Source organism: Sedimentibacter sp. MB35-C1 (genome assembly GCF_030913635.1).
Taxonomy (GTDB): Bacteria; Bacillota; Clostridia; order Tissierellales; family Sedimentibacteraceae; genus Sedimentibacter.
Map to the genome: position 1 here is coordinate 2,423,219 of NZ_CP133188.1, position 17,829 is coordinate 2,441,047.

Sequence of the window (17,829 nt, forward strand, 5' to 3'; positions counted from 1 at the left end):
TAGCTGACTGTTAATAATGTAAGTCCCAGGACAGACATGAAAATTTTTCTTCGCTGCCTCCCCTGTAGATTATCGTAAGAATATTAAATTTTAACAAATAATTCCCCTCATATAATATATGACGAAAGGCAGTAAAAAAAGTTTCAAATTTTTTCATATTTTTTTATAAATGTTATTTATTTACTTTTATTTTAAAAAACTTTATTAATGCAAAATAAGGTAATTCCCTAAAAAAATTCAGGGAAAAATATCCCTGAATTTTTATTTAGGTCCGCAAATTACTGGCTGAAGCTGCTTTCCTTCCAAAGCCATTTCAATTGCCGGAATTATATTGTCAATGTGTGCAGTCATGGAATTCGGTTTACCATTATAGTTATCCTGTCCAAAAGGTACGAAGTAAATATTTTTTGTATTATACAGCCTTGCTATGTTTTCAAAATTCATTCCAAGTGCGTCATTTGTTGAAATAGAAATAACTACAGGTTTATTTCCTCTGAGGTGCGCTTTTGCCGCCATCAGGACGGGTGTGTCTGTAATTGCGTTGGCAAGCTTTGCTGCCGTATTGCCTGTGCAGGGGGCAATTAAAAATACATCGAACATGTTTTTAGGCCCCACAGGCTCAGCTCCTTCAATTGTTGTAATCGGCGGTTTCCCTGTTATTTCAGATAAAATTTGAATGTAGTCCTCTGCATTCCCGAAGCGGCTGTCTATAGATTGCGCGTTAAATGAAAAAACAGAATATAAATTATCACACTGCTCGGCTATTTTTACTATTTGAGGTACTATTTTTTCAAAAGTACAAAAGGAACCGGTTATGCCAATTCCCACTTTCTTTCCTGATAAGGTCAAATTAATCACTTCTTTCTTTCAAAATTGGAATAATTGCTTTGGCAAGAAATTCTGCCGAGGATTTAGGAGCTGTCCTTCCAGGAATGCCAAGACATAGATGTGCGTTTAGATTAAGTCTCTCGGCACATTCATAGTCAACTCCCCCAGGGGATGATGCAATGTCTATAATAGTAGTATCCGAAGAAACTGACGACAATATTTTTTCATTGAGTACAGGTGAAGGAATTGTATTAAATATGAAATTAAAATCACGTACATCTAGGTTATTTTCATTAATCTGAATATAAGATAGACTATTGATATAGGCTTCCGTCAGAGCACTTTCTTTTCTTGCTGCAACTGTAACATTAGCACCAAGCGCATTTAATTTTGATGCTAATACCCTGCCGCATTTTCCGTAACCTAATACCAGTACATTGTTTCTGTGCAGGTTAATATTACTCTTTAGTATCGCTTCCGCTATTGCACCTTCAGCGGTAGAAATGGCATTAAAGAGTACAAGGCTTTCATTTTTCATCAGATCATAATATGAAATATTCTTTGCTTTACAGTCCTCCGTAACTTTTTCCGGAAGATTTCCTCCTATTAAATAATGCTGTTGATTTAGACAAGCTGTAAATTCTTCGATTGAAAGGCTTCCTGAATCTCTGTATGTGCTGTTTATATTTACCTTATCTCTTGAAAATGGTATCGGCGTAATCAAGGTATTGCTCAATTCCATAGCATGGTGCAGAGAATCAGCTTTGTCTGCTGTTTTTGCCGATATGTTTCCGGATAATCCGAAGGTAATTATTTTAAAGCCTGATTTGTTCAGAAATGAAGCGAGATAAGTCTGGCGTGAATCGCCGCCGATTATAGAAGCATCATATTTATAAATCATTAATTCTCCCCGAATTTTACAAGATGCTTATATTTTATGCAAAGATGAATCAAAGGTTACTTCATAAAAAGCAACCTGATAATTATTATATTAAATTCACCTTATATTTCTCTACTTTCTATATTATTTATACTTAGGTAATAGTAATTTTATATAATTATTGAGTTCAATGTTTATTGCCATCCGTCTTTATATTTTTTCATCTCTCTTTTAAAATTTCTTCTTGTTGCACCGTATTTTCTCTGATATTTTATATAATCAATAAAATCTCCTCCAAAGAAGATAAAGAAATTAATCAACGATGCAATAACAGCAACTTTGGTACTTATAGTTCCAAAAATCAAGCTGATGATGAAGAATGCCCAGTCCAGATATGCAATCCACTTAACTTTAACTGGAATAACAAAAAACAGCAATATTTCTAAATTAGGGAACAGGTATGCAAATGCAAGAAACAACGATAAGTTCAAGTAGGCACTGGTTCCTGCCCCTGTTAAAAATGCAGCAATAATTGTACCTGCCATACCAAAGAGATAGTACATGTTAAATTTAAATGATCCCCATTCATTTTCAAGAGTTGTTCCCATCATGTAATAAAAATACATAACAAATACAATGAAAATAATTGATGTAGCCGGCGGTATGAAAATAAAGGTTATTATTCTCCAAATCTGCCCTTTAATAATTAAGTCCGGAATAAAAACTAAATAGTTGTAAAGTGATATGTTTAGAATATATTGTGCAATATATACTGCCATAGTTATTCCAATTATGTAATGCATTAAATTCGGTATAGCATAACGACCAAATTTTCTTTCAAGTTTATTTAACCATTTCATATTATTTCCCTTTCGTATTTAAATTCATCCGCTCTTCAAAAGCTAAAGGTATTGTATTTCTACGGATATTATTCAATAAATATATCCGACGACTAATAAATATTATACTATACTTTATTAGTCGCCTTTTTATGAGCATAATATATTTAACCTCAAAAATCAAGATAATATATTGTTATTCCTTACCTTTGTTTTATATTAAGCTACCTCTCTCCCTCGAGAGATATCTACAAATCTAATGCCTTTACCTCCGAAGCTTTTAATAAGTTCTGTTTCGTGTCATTATCGATAAAACTATATTGTTTTTTTATTTTATTAATTAGTTCTTCGCTTATATAATCTCTGCTGAATAATTCATAGAAAGGTCCGTACGTTGATATATAGTATGCAGGTACAGGACTGTACTGTATGAGCAATTCATAAAGACATTTTTCAAACCATTCAACAGCTTCTGTCTTCATTTCCTTTTTATAATAAGCATAAGCAAGATAGTAGTATGTGAAATTAGCCCGCTCATATGTATTTGTTTCCAGTTGGTAGTGGTTTATCCATAGTCCATGCTCTATGGCTAAATCATTCTCCCCGCTGATATGAGCAAGTGTCATTATGTTCAACTTGACGGATATTATAATATGTGAGTATCTCAGAAGCATAGTTTTATTGTTCAGTATTTCATTTGCCTTCAATATTGCTTCTTTTGACTTTTCGATGTTGTGGTAAAATTGATAACACGTAGACAGCATAATATACAAATTTGCCGTAAACCCTTCTTCCCTATACCTGGGTTCTATTTTATCAATAAGTTTATTGATTTTTTCTATTGCAACCTCGTATTTATGATCTACAAATACAGAATGAGCTATGTTATTAACCTTTATCTCATACTTCCACGGAGCTTTTTTAAAGTCCGGCAACTTGGCAGCTCTGTCGTTAGCTTCCTCTAATTTATTAAAATCAGCAATTGCTCTGTACATAGTAAATTTATTAACCAATTTCTTAACCTGAATCGGTTCATCACAGTCAAGAAATTCATAATATTCAAACAAGTTATCCCCAAGTCTGATGCTGAGCAGCCTGACTATCTCCGTTGAAGGGCTGCGCAACCCTTTTTCAACCATGTAGAGATATTTGTCAGAACAAATATTTTCGCACAATTTTTTTCGACTCATTCCCTGATTTAATCTTAATTTATGTATTATATTTCCTATATGGTTCATTTGTGTCTCCTTACTATAGAGTTTAATAGTTTATATACCATAATGTAATATACCACCAATTATAACATGCAAATCATGGAAATGATTTTTATTTAGTTAATATACTGCCGGATCAGGATACATCTGAGTATTGAGCTTTACGTCAATCAGGGCATAATTGCTGCAGATGCCCGTTTGCAGCTCTTTTATAATCCATACAATATGGTATTTATAAATATTGTATGAGTAAAAATATACAAAAAAATTCCCGAATCGCAATATGCATACTTGGGAATTTTTTAAAGATTTTTAGCTAAGTAAAAAAATGTCTAATGCTTCTCTAAAGAAGAAAACACTAAATATACCCGGCTTTTTATGCAGAATAGAAGCACAGCCTTTCAAGATCTTTTAAATATGCCGCACCTGCTATAGTTGTACCGAAAAAAAACACAGGCTTATCCAAAGATAGAAACTGTGTAATAGTGCCGTTAGTTACAGTGCTGCCGGTAACCAGAAGTAAATCTGCCCAATTCATAACATCATGGGCTTTTTCTCTGCTGTCTTCCACCATAGTATCATACTTTATTTTGCCGATATTATTGTCATCAAGGTCTAAAACCCTTACAGAAAAATGCTTCCTGATATTATCTAAAATTGCTGGCTGAAAACCTACTAATCCTATATTGACATTTCCGAATTTTTCCTTCAAGTTCTTGACAAATTCACTTCCACAGAGTTCTGGTTCCTGATTCTTACAATGAACAGTATTGCTTATTAGACCAAGGTATTTTAGAACAGCATTTAATGAGGCAATGAAAAGTGCCTTGTTCCTGTTATCCGATAAATCCATATTTATAATGTCTTGTATATTTCCTCTGAATACAGTTGGAGCATCAGTAAATGCCTGGCCGATAGCTCCCTTAAATTCAGCATTTATTAAAACCTCTTTGCCGTTTAACAGCGGATAATCTTTTCTAGAGGTAATTCCAATTGCTTCCTCCGGTGTCAACGCAGAAGTGGTAACAAAAATACCTTCTTTATCTAAATTACTGTCTGAAACTATTTTTTTAAATCTATTTTGTAAATCCGTATATAAGTCCATTTTCCTTCCGCCTTTCTTCTTGAATTTCTATAGTTTCTTTTAAAAATAACGCATCCCCTTCATTGTATATATCTCTGCTGTCACATGTTGATAATAATCTTCCTTCATTCATTACGCCTATTCTGTCTGATAAGTAAACAGCCTCGTCCACATCATGGGTAACATGAATAACGGTAGTTTTGAGCCTTTTATGTATATTTTTCATTTCCTGTTGAAGCTTCAGCTTTATGTTCATATCAAGAGCACTCATTGGTTCATCCAAAAGTAATATTTCTGGAGATATGATAAGTGCTCTAGCTAAAGCAACCCTCTGTTTTTCTCCCCCGCTAAGCCTTGCAGGATATCTGTCCAATAAATGGTCTATTTTGAGCATTGAAACTAGTATGCATAATTTCTCCTCGATAACACTTTTGCTTACCTTCCTTATTTTAGGTCCAAATGTAATGTTATCTTTTACTGTCATGTGAGGAAAAAGTTCATAGTTTTGATACACAAACCCCACATTCCTTTTTTCGGGAGAAAGCTTGAGAAGATTTCTTTTATTATAATATATACTTCCTTTATCAGGTAGGTAAAGCCCTGCTATTGTTTCAAGAAGGACAGTTTTTCCAGCACCGCTGGGCCCAAGTATGACAAAATATTCTCCTGCCTTTATATTAATATTAACATTTCTTAAGCAAAACTTGCCAAGTTTTAATTTTATATTTTTAATTTCCAGCATACGATATCCTTTTTAATAATTAGAGTGTTTTCTCTCTATAATTTCAAATAAGAGCATAGATAATAAGGAAATACTTATTAAAATTGTTGCAGTTCCTATAGCTATATCCAAATCTCCTGTAGACATATTTAAAAATATTGCCGTGGGAAGCACTTCTGTTTTCATTCTTGTTGTTCCCGCCAGCATGATTACTGCTCCAAATTCACCCAGAGCCCTGGACCATACAATTACTGCCGAAGATAGAATACTGCTTTTTATCTGTGGAATTACAACATATATGAATGACTGAAATCTGCTGCATCCCAATGTTCGTGAAATAAATTCCATTTTACTTCCTGAATCTTCAACAGCTGTTTTCAGTATTTTAATCATAAATGGCATATTTACAAAAACCTGAGCCGCAACAATACCTTTTTTTGTGAAAACAAAATCTATTCCAAGCTTTGATAATATTCTGCCTGCTCCCGAATTTCCTAAAAAAAGAAGCAGTGCTATACCGGATACTAAATGAGGTAAAGACATGGGCAGAAAAATCAATACTGAAGCTATTTTCTCATAGCCTTTATTCAGCCTTGCCAGACAATATGCAGAAGGCAATGAAATGATCAGACACAATAATGTTGAAATACTTGATGTTATAAGACTTAATCTGATTGAAAATATTATCTCTTCCGACTTAATACATGTCATGACGCTGTTGATACCTCTGGACACTAATAAAACAAGTGGTATCAACAAAAAAAGCAATGCTGCTGCTAAAAAACAATATGTAATAACTGTAAAAAGCTTGTCTTTCATAATAATTTTCTGTCTATTTTACAGGAGGGAATCCATATTTTTCAAATATTTCTTTTCCCTTGTTTGAACATACAAAGTCAACAAATCGTTTGGCTTCGTCTTCCTGCTGTGTAGATTTTAAAGTCCCCACAGGAATAATCTGCGCTATATTTATATCTTCAGGAATTTTAATAAGTTCAATTCCTTCATTTTGAAAAGCTGAATCTTCCGTAATTATTGCTGCATCAGCGTCTTTTGATGTTAAATGCACTATAAGCTCATTAACCGTTGAAGTTTTTGAAACAACATTGTCATTTATCCCATCCAGTCCTGTTTTTTCTATTATTCTTTGACTTGTTTCACCTATTGCATTTGCTTCTTCATCTCCAAGAACTACCTTTACTCCCGGTTTAGCAAGATCCTCCAATGACTTTATATTCAGCGGATTTCCTTTTTGAACTCCTATAGCGGGATTATGGTATGCCACCTCCATGCATTCTTCAGCCAAACCCTTTTCTACCGCAGAGGCATACGCCTTCTTTGATCCTACTATAAACACATCACCTTTGCCTGAAAGTTCAACCTGACCCAGCAGCTGTGTTGAACCTGCAAATACATATTCAATTTTTAGGTTATTTTCCTGCTGGTATATTTGTGATATTTCTGTCATAGGCTTTTTCAATCCTGCACCACAATAAACAAGAAGAGAAGCACTTTCGTTGTCAACTGTCTCTTGTTCATCCTTTGCGCCGCCGTCCTTAATTGTGTCATTTTCATTGCTGCACGCGGTAACAGTAGCAATAAGCATCAATAATGCAAGAATAAATACACCTGTTTTAAATGTTTTCATTTTGTTCCTCCAACAATATTGTCGTTATATTTTTTAAAATATAACGTAAATACAGTATACATATATCGCTAGCTATTGTCAAGATATTAACGCAATCAAATAATGTTTTAAAAATTTACATACAAAAAAAACCCTGATATCAGGGTTTTTAAACTATTTAATATATTTCGCCACAATTTGATTTACATGCTTGCCATCTGCTTTGCCCTTGACCTGAGGCATTATGAGAGCCATAAGCTTTCCCATGTCCTTCTTGGTCTGAGCGCCTGTTTGCTCTACTGCTTTTTGAACAATAGAATCAAGTTCTTCATCTGACAGTTGAGGCGGTAAATATTCTAATAGTATTTTGATTTCTTCATTGGTAAGATCTATAAGATCCTGTCGATTGCCTTTTTCAAAGTCGGAAATTGAGTCTTTTTTCTGTTTTATTTGCTTAGATACTATATCTATTACATCAGCATCGCAAAGTTCAACTCTTTCATCAACTTCTTTTTGTTTAATAGCTGCTCTTACCATTGTAACAACATCTTTTTTGACTTTGTTTTTAGATTTCATGGCCTCTTTAAGGTCTCCCATGAGTTTCTCTTTTAAAGGCATACTTTCACCTCTTATCTTGCTTTTTTGTTTTTCTTTCTGCGAGCCGCTTCAGCTTTCTTTTTACGCTTTACGCTAGGTTTTTCGTAATGCTCTCTTTTTCTTACTTCAGACATAACTCCTGTAAGCGCACATTGTCTTTTAAATCTTCTTAGAGCGTTATCGATTGACTCGTTTTCTCTAACCTTTACCTCTGTCATTTTGCTACCCTCCCCTCGTCTTCTACTACTGTATGTCCCAGACACCAGCGAGTTTGAAATAGCACTTAGTTATTATATACTATAAAATAAGTAAATGCAAGGTTTTTATGATAAAGTTTCTGACAATTTTTTTCCACCAATTAAGTGAAAATGCAGATGTTGTACGGATTGGCACCCGTCTTCTCCGCAATTGCTGATAACTCTATACCCGGATTCATTTATATTTTCCTGTTTTGCGATTTTATTCACAGCTTCGAATATTTCTGCGATAATATTTGAATTTTTCGAATTTATGTCATTCATTGACGTAATATGCATTTTAGGAACAATCAAAATATGTACAGGCGCCTGAGGGTTTAAATCTCTAAAGGCAACCAAACTTTCTGTTTCATACACGTAATTAGTCGGAATTGTTTTATTTGCAATTTCACAAAAAATACAGCTCATTTATTTCACCTCTCCCCTATAAATTTAACTATAGTATATTATTCGCTCCATAAATAATCGTTCTTAACGCATTTAATATGGGCGTTTACTATCTTGTTTTTAATATTAATATCACTTTTCAGCAAAACTTTCAAGTAGTTTGTTGTGTAACCTTCAAATATATTTTCTTTTTTTTCTGTTTCGACCAGCACAGGAATGGTCTTTCCTTCAAATTTTTTCATGAAATCCCTTGAAAAAGAATCGGCTAAATCTATTAATGTTCTGCTTCTCTGTGATTTTAGTGCCTCATTCACCTGGCTTTTCATTTCTGCCGCCTTTGTTCCTTCTCTCACAGAATACTTAAAAACATGAATTCTGGAAAACTTTATTGCCTTTACAAATTCAACCGTTTCATTAAACTCCTCATCAGTTTCTCCCGGAAATCCCACAATTATGTCTGTAGTTATTCCGGCTTCAGGCATATACTTTCTTATGAGCTCGACATTATTTTGGTATTCGCCTGCAGTATACTTCCTGTTCATTCGCTTAAGAACGTAGTCGCTTCCGCTTTGCAGCGAAAGGTGAAAATGGTCACAAGTTTTATCCAGTGTCGAGTATCTCTTTACAAAGTCCTCAGTAATTAATTTCGGCTCCAAAGACCCGAGGCGTATTCTTTCGATTCCTTTGATCTCATTAATGTCTTCAATCAATTTAATGAGCGCATCCTGCTCGTGAAAATCTTTACCATAGGAAGAAATGTGTATGCCGTTTAAGACAATTTCCTTGTATCCGTTAGATGCTACTTTACTTACTTCCTCCACTATATAATCATGGCTTCTGCTTCGTATAGGCCCTCGCACATAGGGTATTATACAGTACGAACAAAACTGACTGCACCCATCTTGAATTTTTATGTTAGCACGGGTTTTATCATGGACAGTGCTTATTTTTAGCTCCTCATAATCTTCTCTTCCGTAAAATTCTTCCACTTGAGATTCATACTTAATGTCCTTGAGCCTTTCTTTTATAAGTTTCCCTATATTACTTTTATGTTTTGTCCCAATAATTATGTCAACATCTGTTTCTCTGCTCAACTTTTCTCCGTTAAGCTGTACGCTGCAGCCTACTGCAACAACAACGGCTTCAGGATTCATACGCTTGGCCTTATTAATAAACTGCCTGGATTTTCTTTCGCTTTCTTTTGTTACGGCGCACGTATTTATTATATAAATATCACTTAGCTCTCCCTGAGGAACAACAACAAAACCTTCCTGTTCCAAAAGCTCAGTCATTGCTTCAGTTTCAAATTGATTTACTTTGCATCCGAGAGTGGTAAATGACACAGTGTATTTTTCTTTTATATTTGATGCCTGTTTGTTCATTAATTCTCCTAGTTTTTACTTGATTGTTAATGAAATAATATCACATAAACTTATATTTTTCAAGCATCTAAGTTTGAAATGCATTTTCTATATAATTAATTTCTCGTCTGTCAGCTATTATTTCAATAACATCAAATTGACATGGAAGATCTTCTCTGCCTGAAAGCATAAAATAATATTTTGCGGCACCGATAATTTTTTTTTGTTTGGATAGGGTTACAGCTTCCCTGGGGTATCCGTATTTTGTATTAATACGACCCTTCACCTCTATGAAATGTAATCTTCCGTTTTTTGATGCAATAATATCTATTTCACCTAATCGGCAGACAAAATTTTCTTTAATTATTTTATAGCCATTGCTGGATAAATAATTTTCTGCTACTTTTTCGTACACATACCCTTTATTTTTTTTATACATTGGCAGCCTCTCATTAGATATAAGACTTAAGTATTATTTTACACAAAATGACTTATGATTAATAACTAGATGCTTATATGATTTTCAGCAATCGGATTGATGATAAAAATATCATCAATCCGCATGGTTTAAGAAGTAAAATTTATCTGCTTCCTTTATCGTATGGTATTCCTTCTGCCTTGGGTGCCTGAGAGTTTTTCGATGAAAATGTCAGCACTACAAGAGTTGCAATATAAGGAATCATTTTGTAGATTTCATTTGATATAGGCAGCGCTTTAAGCATTGGTATGCCTGAATATGCAGATGCAAATGTCTTCATAATTCCAAAGAAAAAAGCTGCGAAAAAAATCTTTTTTGTCCTCCATTGACCGAAAATAAGAACGGCCAAAGCCAAGAATCCATAGCCTGCAACTGTTGCATTAAAATTTGTGCTTGTAGGTACTACAAATGTAAGTCCTCCTATTCCTGCAAGCACACCTGATATTAATACTCCGGCGTACCGTATGCGATACACGTTTATACCTACCGAATCTGCAGCCTGAGGATGCTCTCCGCACGCTCTCAGCCTCAGTCCAAAACGCGTATGATTTATTACCGCCCATGACAGCAAAGCGATACCCAGGCAAATATACGTTGTAATATAGCTATTCTGAAAAAGTATGGGCCCGATAACCGGTATGTTTCCAAGTACCGGGACACTTCTTATGTAAAATGTATCCTTAAACTGAACCTGCTGAACTCCCTGAACCATTCTTGCAACAAATATTGCAAAAGCCGGTGCAAACATATTTAGTGCCGTACCGCTTATTGTCTGGTCTGCTTTAAGTTTTATAGACGCAAAGGCATGGAACAGAGAAAATATTCCCCCTGATACTCCGGCCGTCAGTATTGCCAGTATAAGAAGCCCCTGACCACTCATAGATGACTGAAAGAAATTTATAAATGATATGCCTGCAAATGCTCCTACCACCATAATTCCTTCCAACGCAATATTTATTGTACCGCTTCGCTCAGAGAACATTCCTCCAAGAGCAACAATAAGCAGAGGAATCGCAAAATACATGGTTTGCTGTGCTACAAAATAAACTGTATCCATTATAATGCCTCCTCATTATCAGTTTTCTCGATTAATTCGCCATCGTTATTTTGGCCTTCTAAGTCATCAGTTTCAGGTTGGGTGATCACAGAATCTACTTCTGATTCTCTTTCATCAGCTGTTCTTGTGAAAGCTTTATTTATAATCTGTTTAAACAATAAAGCAAATGCACCGCAGTAAATAATAACGGATATAATCATATCAATTACTTCAGGAACAAAGTTGTACAGCTGAATATTGAATCCTCCAACTGTCAAATGTGCTATAAATAGTCCTGCAAAGAGTATACCTATGGGGTGAGACATACCGAGAAGGGCCACAGATATGCCGCTGAATCCTTCCGGTGCTAAAACGTCAAGAACCTGCAAGTATTTTCCGGAGCCTGAAAGATAAAGAAGTCCCCCTCCCAGTCCTGCCAATGCACCTGCAATAACCATTGAAAGAATTATGCTTTTCTTTTCGTTTATGCCTGCATATCTGCTTGCGCTTTTATTGATTCCACAGGCCTTAAGTTCGTAACCGAACGTAGTTTTCTGTAAAATAATATATATGATTATAACAGCCAGCACGGCTATTATTATACCTATATTAAGGTTGTTAGTATTAAAAATTTTATCAAGTCCCGCTTTAGGAAGCACTGCGCTTTTTGCTACCATCTTAGTCTGATTCTTAAGAGAATCGTACACTGTTTTTACTATGGTCATGTTAACAAGGTACATGCCTATGTAATTCATCATTATTGAAGTTATAACTTCATTAACATTGAAGAATGCTTTTAATAATCCCGGGCCAGCGCCCCATACTGCTCCTGCCACCAAAGCACCAAGCAGTGCAACAATCCAGTGTAGTTCCGGCGGTATAAACGTCCATTTAATTCCTATATAAATAGCAGCAAACGCCCCACAGGTAAACTGGCCTGATGCACCTATGTTAAAAAGCCCTGTTTTAAATGCAAACCCAACTGACAATCCAGTCATTATAATAGGAGTGGCGTAATAAATAACCTGTCCTATGCCTCTTGCTCCTTCTGAAAGCCCCCCTGTTAAAATAGTTAAAAAAGCTGGAATAGCATCCTGTGCGTTGCTTAAAAGAAGTATTATAAGTCCGAAAATAAGACCGGCAGCTATAGCCATCAACGATGCGGCAAAGCTGGTCAGGCTGTTCAATTTAAGCATATTATGACCTTTTTTCATACTTTTCACCTCTCTTTGAGCCGGCCATGTAGAGGCCTAAATCATTTACTGTAATTTTTTTAGGATTCAAATCCCCTACAATTTCGCCTTCGTACATAACCAGTATTCTGTCGCTTACATTCATTACCTCGTCCAACTCCAGTGAAATTAAAAGCACAGCTTTGCCCTCATCTCTTTGCGCCACCAGCTGTTTATGAATATATTCCGTAGCTCCAACATCCAAACCTCTTGTGGGCTGAACAGCAAGAACAATTTCAGGATCCCTGTCAAGCTCCCGTGCAATTATAAGCTTTTGCTGGTTCCCGCCAGACATATTTCTTACAACAGAATCCTCATCTTTTGGGCTCCTGATGTCATATTGTTTTATAAGGCGTCCGGCATATTTTCTTACTGCATTGAATTTTATCATTCCATATTTCTGGAACCTTTCTTCGTAATATGTTTGCAGCACTGCATTCTGCTGAAGATCGAAATCAAGAATAAGACCGTGTTTATGACGATCTTCAGGTATATGTGCCATTCCGTCTATGCATTTTTTCCTTATGGATTTTCTTGTTATATCTTCGCTGTTTAATATAATTTTTCCCTCATTAATAGGTATAAGTCCTGTTATTCCATACACCAGCTCCGATTGCCCGTTGCCGTCAATCCCTGCAATACAAACTATTTCGCCTTTTTTCACATCAAAGGAAACATTATTTACTACATTTTTTTTAGAATTTTTTGATTTTATAGTAAGATTCTCTACTTCAAGCACAGAATCTCCGGTTTCTTTATCTTTTTTTTCTATGCTAAAGTTAATTTTTCGCCCAACCATCATTTCTGACATCTGCTCTTTTGTTGTGGTGCTCACATCAACGGTTCCTATACATTTACCTTTTCTTAAAATTGTACAGCTATCAGCTACAGCTTTTATCTCATTTAATTTATGTGAAATAAATACGATGGATTTTCCTTCACTAATAAGCTCCTTCATAATTTTCATTAATTCTTCGATTTCCTGGGGCGTCAGCACCGCCGTAGGCTCATCAAATATGAGTATATCGCTGTCTAGATACAACATCTTTAGTATTTCTACCCTTTGCTGCATACCCACCGTAATATCGGAAATATACGCATCTGGATCTATTCTTAATTTGTAGCGTTCGCTGAGCTCAACTACTTTTTTTCTTGCATCATGTTTTTTTAAAACACCCATTTTTACAGTTTCTCTTCCCAAAATGATGCTTTCAAGCACAGTGAAATTATGAACTAATTTGAAATGCTGATGAACCATACCTATATTCAGATTGTTCGCATCATTTGGATTGTTTATTTGAACGGAATTCCCATTTATAAAAAGTTCACCTTTTTCAGCCTGGTACAATCCGAACAAAACACTCATCAGTGTAGACTTGCCAGCTCCGTTTTCTCCGAGAAGAGCATGAACCTCGCCTTTCTTGACCTTGAAAGTAACATCATCCAGCGCTTTAAAACTACCAAATTGTTTGGTAATATGGTTCATTTCTATTACGTATTCCATAAAGGCACCACCTAACCTTATTTTTAAAAATAAGGTTGCTTAAAGGCTAAAGCCTAACAAGCAACCTCATATCTCTGATTATCTAATATTTTATTTAATTACTTCAACTGCAACCTTTTCTACAGGTATGTCTGCTGCCGTAACTTCCTCGGCAGGTTTTTCTGAATCTTCAAATGCTTTTTCCGCAACTGCAGTATCATTAAGTATTTCTGTTTCTCCTGCTACAATTTTTGCATAAACAGCATCATAGTCATCCTGAGTAAATTTTTCAAATCTTGAGTTATCCATCGGCAATTGAACGCCTTCAACAGTGGCATCCAATGTTACAGTAGTTCCTCCAGGGAAGTTTCCGGCATAATAGCTTGCCAGTGCATCATATACAGATTTTGTAAGGTTCTTCATAGAAGAAGTAATTACTGTATCGGATTCTGCATACTGATCAACGTCAACGCCTATAACTTTTGTTCCGGCTGCTTCTGCCGCCTTCATAACTGAGTTACCTACAGCGCCTCCGCAAGCAAATATAACTTCTGTTCCTTCATTGTACCATGAAGAAGCTTTTGCCTGATTCTCCGGAGAAGCATCAAAGTTTCCAACATATGTATATTTAAGTTGAATGTCATCTGATAATCCCAGCTCATTAGCTGCATAATCAGCACCTTGTACAAATCCGTAGCCGAAACGCACAACAGCAGGAACTGCCATACCGCCCATAAATCCCAATTTTGTGTATCCTTCTTTTACTATGCTGTAGCCCGCTAAAAAGCCTGCTTCTTCTTCAGCATAGAATATAGAGTATGTGTTAGGTGCTATTTCAATATTATAGTCTCCTGCGTGAGGTGCGCCGTCAAGAATTACGAAGTTAACCTCTGGATAGGTGGTTTGTACTGTATGCACAGGAACTTCAAATAAAAATCCCGGACACACTATAACTTTTGCACCTGCTTTAACTGCAAGATCAATGGAATTAATATAAGCTGCATCTGATTTTTCGGTTGGTTTATAGTACTTATATGAAATTCCGTTTTCCTCTGCATAGGCTTCAACGCCTTCCCATGCACCCTGATTAAAAGATTTGTCATCAATTGTTCCTACATCTGTGATAAGCGCAAGCTCAAAGGTATTACTTTCACTTGGCTTTTCTGCCGGCTCTTCAGCAGGAGTTTCCTCCGGAGTTTCGGCAGGAGCTTCCGCAGGTGTTTCCTGGCTTGCACATGCTGAAAATGCAAATACCATAGCAAGCACAAGTACCGCAATCGCTAATTTTCTCCATAATTTCATAATGCTTTCTTCCTCCAAATTTTTTAATAAAAAATCAATTTATAAATTACGCCGTTCAGCGTCCTTTATCAATTTTACAGCAGAGCTGGTTCCCAATCTGGAGCACCCTTCTTTTATGAAGGCTTCCATATCTTCAACCGACCTTATTCCGCCCGAAGCCTTAATTTTAACACCAGGTCCTATATGTTTTTTGAACAGCCTTATATCCTCCATGGTAGCACCACCGGTTCCGAATCCTGTGGAAGTTTTTATGTAATCTGCACCGGCATTAGTTACAGCGCGGCACATTTCTATTTTTTCATCATCAGTGAGATAGCACGTTTCTATTATGACCTTCAGTATTCTGCTTCCTACTGTCTTTTTTAGCACAGCTATTTCCTCTTGAACTTTTTTATACTTCTTATTTTTAACATCGGATATGTTTATAACCATGTCAATTTCATTTGCACCGTCTTTAATCGCTTGCTGACATTCGGCTATTTTCGCTTCGGTTACAGAGTATCCCAGCGGAAATCCCACAACCGTGCAAATGTTAATTTTATCTCCATATGTATCGTGAATTCTTTTTATATAACACGGTGGCACGCATACTGACGCCGTTCTGTATTCTATTGCCTCATCACAAAGGGACTGTATGTCCTTCCATTCAGCAAGCGCTTTCAGTTGCGTGTGATCAACAAACTTTAAAAGCTCAGACATATTCATATTTAACTCCTTTTACTAATCATTAATATTATTAATTTTATCATAAAATGGCACAATAGTCAATTATAACTATCTGACACAACTGATGAAAAAACATTATTAATCCAACATGCCTACTTATTTTCAAACAATTGTGTATAGTTATTTTTTGTAAAATCTACTCATTATTTTTTCCATAATATAGCTGAATAATCTCTAAATAAAAAAAGAACAAATGCTATATAAAGCTGATTTGTTCCTGAGTATTCATTATTTTTTTCAAAAATGTCTGTCTGTGTATATCAACAGGCCCGTACTCAAGGAGCGCCTTAACGTGCTCTTTCGTTCCGTAGCCTTTATTTTTTGCAAATTTATAATTTGGATATATTTTATCCAGCTCTTCCATCTGTCTGTCTCTTGTGACCTTAGCTATTATTGACGCAGCAGCAATCCCTTGGCATGTGGCATCTCCCTTTATAATATTCATCTGAGGTATGTCCACATCTAGCTTCTCAGCATCTATTAAAAGATAATCCGGCACAATATGATTTCCGTCTTTGTCTCTTAAATTTGCAATGCCCTGAAGCATAGCCATCTTAGTGGCATTTTTTATGTTTACTTTATCCACTATACTGCTGTCCATTTCACCTATGCCTATGGCAATTGCCTTCTCTTTTATAATATCAAACATTTTATCTCTTTTTTTTGGCGTAAGCTTCTTCGAGTCATTGACTCCCTCTATAAAGACATCTTTGGGCATGACTATGGCACAAGTGACAACACTTCCGGCAAGACATCCTCTTCCCACTTCGTCAATGCAAGCGATATATTCATAACCCTTGTCCCAAAGTTCGTGTTCAATTTTAAGCATGTCGTCTTTCTCTGTTTTTTTCATATTACTGCCTCGCAGATATAATTTATCTCTCTCCCGGCTTTTCCAAAGTTATTTTCCCTAATTTTCCGCTTCTGAAATCATTCAGCAATAAGTTTGCAACTCTTAAATAGTCTATTTCTGTTTTATTTATAAGGAACCCCTTCTTAAATGCAATGTTGTCTAAAATATCGAGAGCCTTTTCTCCCTGCTCTATATTGTACTTTTCAAGTATTGCGTCAACCCTGTTTAAATCTATCATCTTTTCTGCCAAATTTAATGCTATTTCTTCCAGAACAAGCACTTCATCCTTTATTGCTCCTGTGAGAGCAAGGTTAAGAGCACTTCTTTCATCTTCGAATTTAGGCCACAAAATACCTGGTGTATCCAAAAGATCAATGTTGCCTGCAAGATGAATCCATTGCTTTCCTTTGGTAACGCCGGGCATATTGCCGGTCTTTGCGCTTTTCTTTTTTGCCAGTGAGTTAATGAGTGTGGATTTACCTACATTTGGTATGCCCACTATCATTGCCTTTATAGTTTTGTTGACGAGCCCTCTTCTTTTATATCTTTCAACTATTTCTTTAGATGCCTCGGCTATGGCACCGTCAAGCTTTCTCAGTTCCTTGCGGTTTGTAGAATTGTACAGAACACAAGACCATCCCTTGGATTTATAGTATTCTTCCCACGCCTTATTTAGATTAGGATCTGCCAAATCATATTTATTAAGAACTATCAGTCTTTTTTTGTCTCTGAACAGTTTATCAAAATCTGGATTTTTACTAGCTATGGGAATTCGTGCGTCAATTACTTCTATAACAATATTGACCAGCTTTAAATTTTCCTGAAGCAGGTCTTTCGTTTTTTTCATATGTCCCGGATACCAATTTATATTCATGATGCACCTCTTATATTAAATAAAATTGAGGACGCACGCCCTCAATTAAT

The 17,829-nt window shown here is 35.7% G+C and carries 20 protein-coding genes; all 20 read right to left on the reverse strand.

Going from position 1 to position 17,829, the window contains the following annotated elements; genetic code table 11:
* Positions 1 to 261: 261 nt before the first annotated feature.
* Positions 262 to 849, reverse strand: coding sequence for a dipicolinate synthase subunit B (locus RBQ61_RS11610; RefSeq protein WP_308140117.1), 588 nt, complete (start codon positions 847 to 849; stop codon positions 262 to 264).
* Between the two features lies 1 nt (position 850).
* Positions 851 to 1,729, reverse strand: coding sequence for a dipicolinate synthase subunit DpsA (gene dpsA, locus RBQ61_RS11615; protein WP_308137475.1), 879 nt, complete (start codon positions 1,727 to 1,729; stop codon positions 851 to 853).
* A gap of 173 nt (positions 1,730 to 1,902) precedes the next feature.
* Positions 1,903 to 2,568, reverse strand: coding sequence for a rhomboid family intramembrane serine protease (locus RBQ61_RS11620; protein WP_308137476.1), 666 nt, complete (start codon positions 2,566 to 2,568; stop codon positions 1,903 to 1,905).
* Between the two features lie 227 nt (positions 2,569 to 2,795).
* On the reverse strand, positions 2,796 to 3,785 hold the full coding sequence (locus tag RBQ61_RS11625; protein ID WP_308137477.1) for a helix-turn-helix domain-containing protein: 990 nt from the start codon (positions 3,783 to 3,785) through the stop codon (positions 2,796 to 2,798).
* Between the two features lie 352 nt (positions 3,786 to 4,137).
* Complete coding sequence (locus tag RBQ61_RS11630) at positions 4,138 to 4,866, reverse strand: Rossmann-like domain-containing protein (RefSeq protein ID WP_308137478.1); 729 nt, start codon at positions 4,864 to 4,866, stop codon at positions 4,138 to 4,140.
* On the reverse strand, positions 4,838 to 5,587 hold the full coding sequence (locus RBQ61_RS11635; protein ID WP_308137479.1) for an ABC transporter ATP-binding protein: 750 nt from the start codon (positions 5,585 to 5,587) through the stop codon (positions 4,838 to 4,840). The genes RBQ61_RS11630 and RBQ61_RS11635 overlap by 29 nt, the downstream gene beginning before the upstream one ends.
* 12 nt (positions 5,588 to 5,599) lie before the next feature.
* Positions 5,600 to 6,325 (reverse strand): ABC transporter permease, encoded by a 726-nt coding sequence (locus RBQ61_RS11640; RefSeq protein ID WP_308137480.1) that lies wholly within the window; start codon positions 6,323 to 6,325, stop codon positions 5,600 to 5,602.
* Between the two features lie 73 nt (positions 6,326 to 6,398).
* Positions 6,399 to 7,214 (reverse strand): molybdate ABC transporter substrate-binding protein, encoded by an 816-nt coding sequence (gene modA / locus RBQ61_RS11645; protein WP_308137481.1) that lies wholly within the window; start codon positions 7,212 to 7,214, stop codon positions 6,399 to 6,401.
* A 153-nt stretch (positions 7,215 to 7,367) separates the two neighbouring features.
* On the reverse strand, positions 7,368 to 7,811 hold the full coding sequence (locus RBQ61_RS11650; protein WP_308137482.1) for a GatB/YqeY domain-containing protein: 444 nt from the start codon (positions 7,809 to 7,811) through the stop codon (positions 7,368 to 7,370).
* 11 nt (positions 7,812 to 7,822) lie between these two features.
* Positions 7,823 to 8,008 carry a 30S ribosomal protein S21 gene (gene rpsU / locus RBQ61_RS11655; RefSeq protein ID WP_019227108.1) on the reverse strand — a complete coding sequence of 62 codons (186 nt, stop codon included), beginning with the start codon at positions 8,006 to 8,008 and terminating at the stop codon, positions 7,823 to 7,825.
* A 105-nt stretch (positions 8,009 to 8,113) separates the two neighbouring features.
* Positions 8,114 to 8,455 (reverse strand): histidine triad nucleotide-binding protein, encoded by a 342-nt coding sequence (locus tag RBQ61_RS11660; protein WP_308137483.1) that lies wholly within the window; start codon positions 8,453 to 8,455, stop codon positions 8,114 to 8,116.
* 38 nt (positions 8,456 to 8,493) lie between these two features.
* The gene (mtaB, locus tag RBQ61_RS11665; RefSeq protein WP_308137484.1) at positions 8,494 to 9,816 is read right to left on the reverse strand and encodes a tRNA (N(6)-L-threonylcarbamoyladenosine(37)-C(2))-methylthiotransferase MtaB; all 1,323 of its coding nucleotides are present in this window, start codon (positions 9,814 to 9,816) and stop codon (positions 8,494 to 8,496) included.
* A gap of 67 nt (positions 9,817 to 9,883) precedes the next feature.
* Positions 9,884 to 10,234 carry a YraN family protein gene (locus tag RBQ61_RS11670; protein ID WP_308137485.1) on the reverse strand — a complete coding sequence of 117 codons (351 nt, stop codon included), beginning with the start codon at positions 10,232 to 10,234 and terminating at the stop codon, positions 9,884 to 9,886.
* Between the two features lie 142 nt (positions 10,235 to 10,376).
* A complete protein-coding gene (locus tag RBQ61_RS11675; RefSeq protein ID WP_308137486.1) occupies positions 10,377 to 11,330 on the reverse strand; it encodes an ABC transporter permease in 954 nt (317 codons plus the stop codon).
* Positions 11,330 to 12,523 carry an ABC transporter permease gene (locus RBQ61_RS11680; RefSeq protein ID WP_308137487.1) on the reverse strand — a complete coding sequence of 398 codons (1,194 nt, stop codon included), beginning with the start codon at positions 12,521 to 12,523 and terminating at the stop codon, positions 11,330 to 11,332. Before RBQ61_RS11680 ends, RBQ61_RS11675 begins: the two co-directional genes overlap by 1 nt.
* The gene (locus tag RBQ61_RS11685) at positions 12,507 to 14,045 is read right to left on the reverse strand and encodes an ABC transporter ATP-binding protein (protein WP_308137488.1); all 1,539 of its coding nucleotides are present in this window, start codon (positions 14,043 to 14,045) and stop codon (positions 12,507 to 12,509) included. The genes RBQ61_RS11680 and RBQ61_RS11685 overlap by 17 nt, the downstream gene beginning before the upstream one ends.
* Before the next feature lie 90 nt (positions 14,046 to 14,135).
* Entirely contained in the window at positions 14,136 to 15,326 is a 1,191-nt protein-coding gene (locus tag RBQ61_RS11690) for a BMP family protein (RefSeq protein ID WP_308137489.1), read from the reverse strand.
* Between the two features lie 39 nt (positions 15,327 to 15,365).
* On the reverse strand, positions 15,366 to 16,031 hold the full coding sequence (gene deoC, locus RBQ61_RS11695; protein WP_308137490.1) for a deoxyribose-phosphate aldolase: 666 nt from the start codon (positions 16,029 to 16,031) through the stop codon (positions 15,366 to 15,368).
* A gap of 217 nt (positions 16,032 to 16,248) precedes the next feature.
* Positions 16,249 to 16,905 carry a ribonuclease HII gene (locus RBQ61_RS11700; RefSeq protein WP_308137491.1) on the reverse strand — a complete coding sequence of 219 codons (657 nt, stop codon included), beginning with the start codon at positions 16,903 to 16,905 and terminating at the stop codon, positions 16,249 to 16,251.
* A 22-nt stretch (positions 16,906 to 16,927) separates the two neighbouring features.
* A complete protein-coding gene (gene ylqF, locus RBQ61_RS11705; RefSeq protein WP_308137492.1) occupies positions 16,928 to 17,779 on the reverse strand; it encodes a ribosome biogenesis GTPase YlqF in 852 nt (283 codons plus the stop codon).
* Between the last annotated feature and the right edge of the window lie 50 nt (positions 17,780 to 17,829).

Bases quoted from the DNA above. Each gene is read 5' to 3' on its own strand.
- dpsA (WP_308137475.1), bottom strand. From the start codon at position 1,729: ATGATTTATAAATATGATGCTTCTATAATCGGCGGCGATTCACGCCAG.
- RBQ61_RS11620 (WP_308137476.1), bottom strand. From the start codon at position 2,568: ATGAAATGGTTAAATAAACTTGAAAGAAAATTTGGTCGTTATGCTATA.
- RBQ61_RS11625 (WP_308137477.1), bottom strand. From the start codon at position 3,785: ATGAACCATATAGGAAATATAATACATAAATTAAGATTAAATCAGGGA.
- RBQ61_RS11630 (WP_308137478.1), bottom strand. From the start codon at position 4,866: ATGGACTTATATACGGATTTACAAAATAGATTTAAAAAAATAGTTTCA.
- RBQ61_RS11635 (WP_308137479.1), bottom strand. From the start codon at position 5,587: ATGCTGGAAATTAAAAATATAAAATTAAAACTTGGCAAGTTTTGCTTA.
- modA (WP_308137481.1), bottom strand. From the start codon at position 7,214: ATGAAAACATTTAAAACAGGTGTATTTATTCTTGCATTATTGATGCTT.
- RBQ61_RS11650 (WP_308137482.1), bottom strand. From the start codon at position 7,811: ATGCCTTTAAAAGAGAAACTCATGGGAGACCTTAAAGAGGCCATGAAA.
- rpsU (WP_019227108.1), bottom strand. From the start codon at position 8,008: ATGACAGAGGTAAAGGTTAGAGAAAACGAGTCAATCGATAACGCTCTA.
- RBQ61_RS11660 (WP_308137483.1), bottom strand. From the start codon at position 8,455: ATGAGCTGTATTTTTTGTGAAATTGCAAATAAAACAATTCCGACTAAT.
- mtaB (WP_308137484.1), bottom strand. From the start codon at position 9,816: ATGAACAAACAGGCATCAAATATAAAAGAAAAATACACTGTGTCATTT.
- RBQ61_RS11670 (WP_308137485.1), bottom strand. From the start codon at position 10,234: ATGTATAAAAAAAATAAAGGGTATGTGTACGAAAAAGTAGCAGAAAAT.
- RBQ61_RS11675 (WP_308137486.1), bottom strand. From the start codon at position 11,330: ATGGATACAGTTTATTTTGTAGCACAGCAAACCATGTATTTTGCGATT.
- RBQ61_RS11680 (WP_308137487.1), bottom strand. From the start codon at position 12,523: ATGAAAAAAGGTCATAATATGCTTAAATTGAACAGCCTGACCAGCTTT.
- RBQ61_RS11685 (WP_308137488.1), bottom strand. From the start codon at position 14,045: ATGGAATACGTAATAGAAATGAACCATATTACCAAACAATTTGGTAGT.
- RBQ61_RS11690 (WP_308137489.1), bottom strand. From the start codon at position 15,326: ATGAAATTATGGAGAAAATTAGCGATTGCGGTACTTGTGCTTGCTATG.
- deoC (WP_308137490.1), bottom strand. From the start codon at position 16,031: ATGAATATGTCTGAGCTTTTAAAGTTTGTTGATCACACGCAACTGAAA.
- RBQ61_RS11700 (WP_308137491.1), bottom strand. From the start codon at position 16,905: ATGAAAAAAACAGAGAAAGACGACATGCTTAAAATTGAACACGAACTT.
- ylqF (WP_308137492.1), bottom strand. From the start codon at position 17,779: ATGAATATAAATTGGTATCCGGGACATATGAAAAAAACGAAAGACCTG.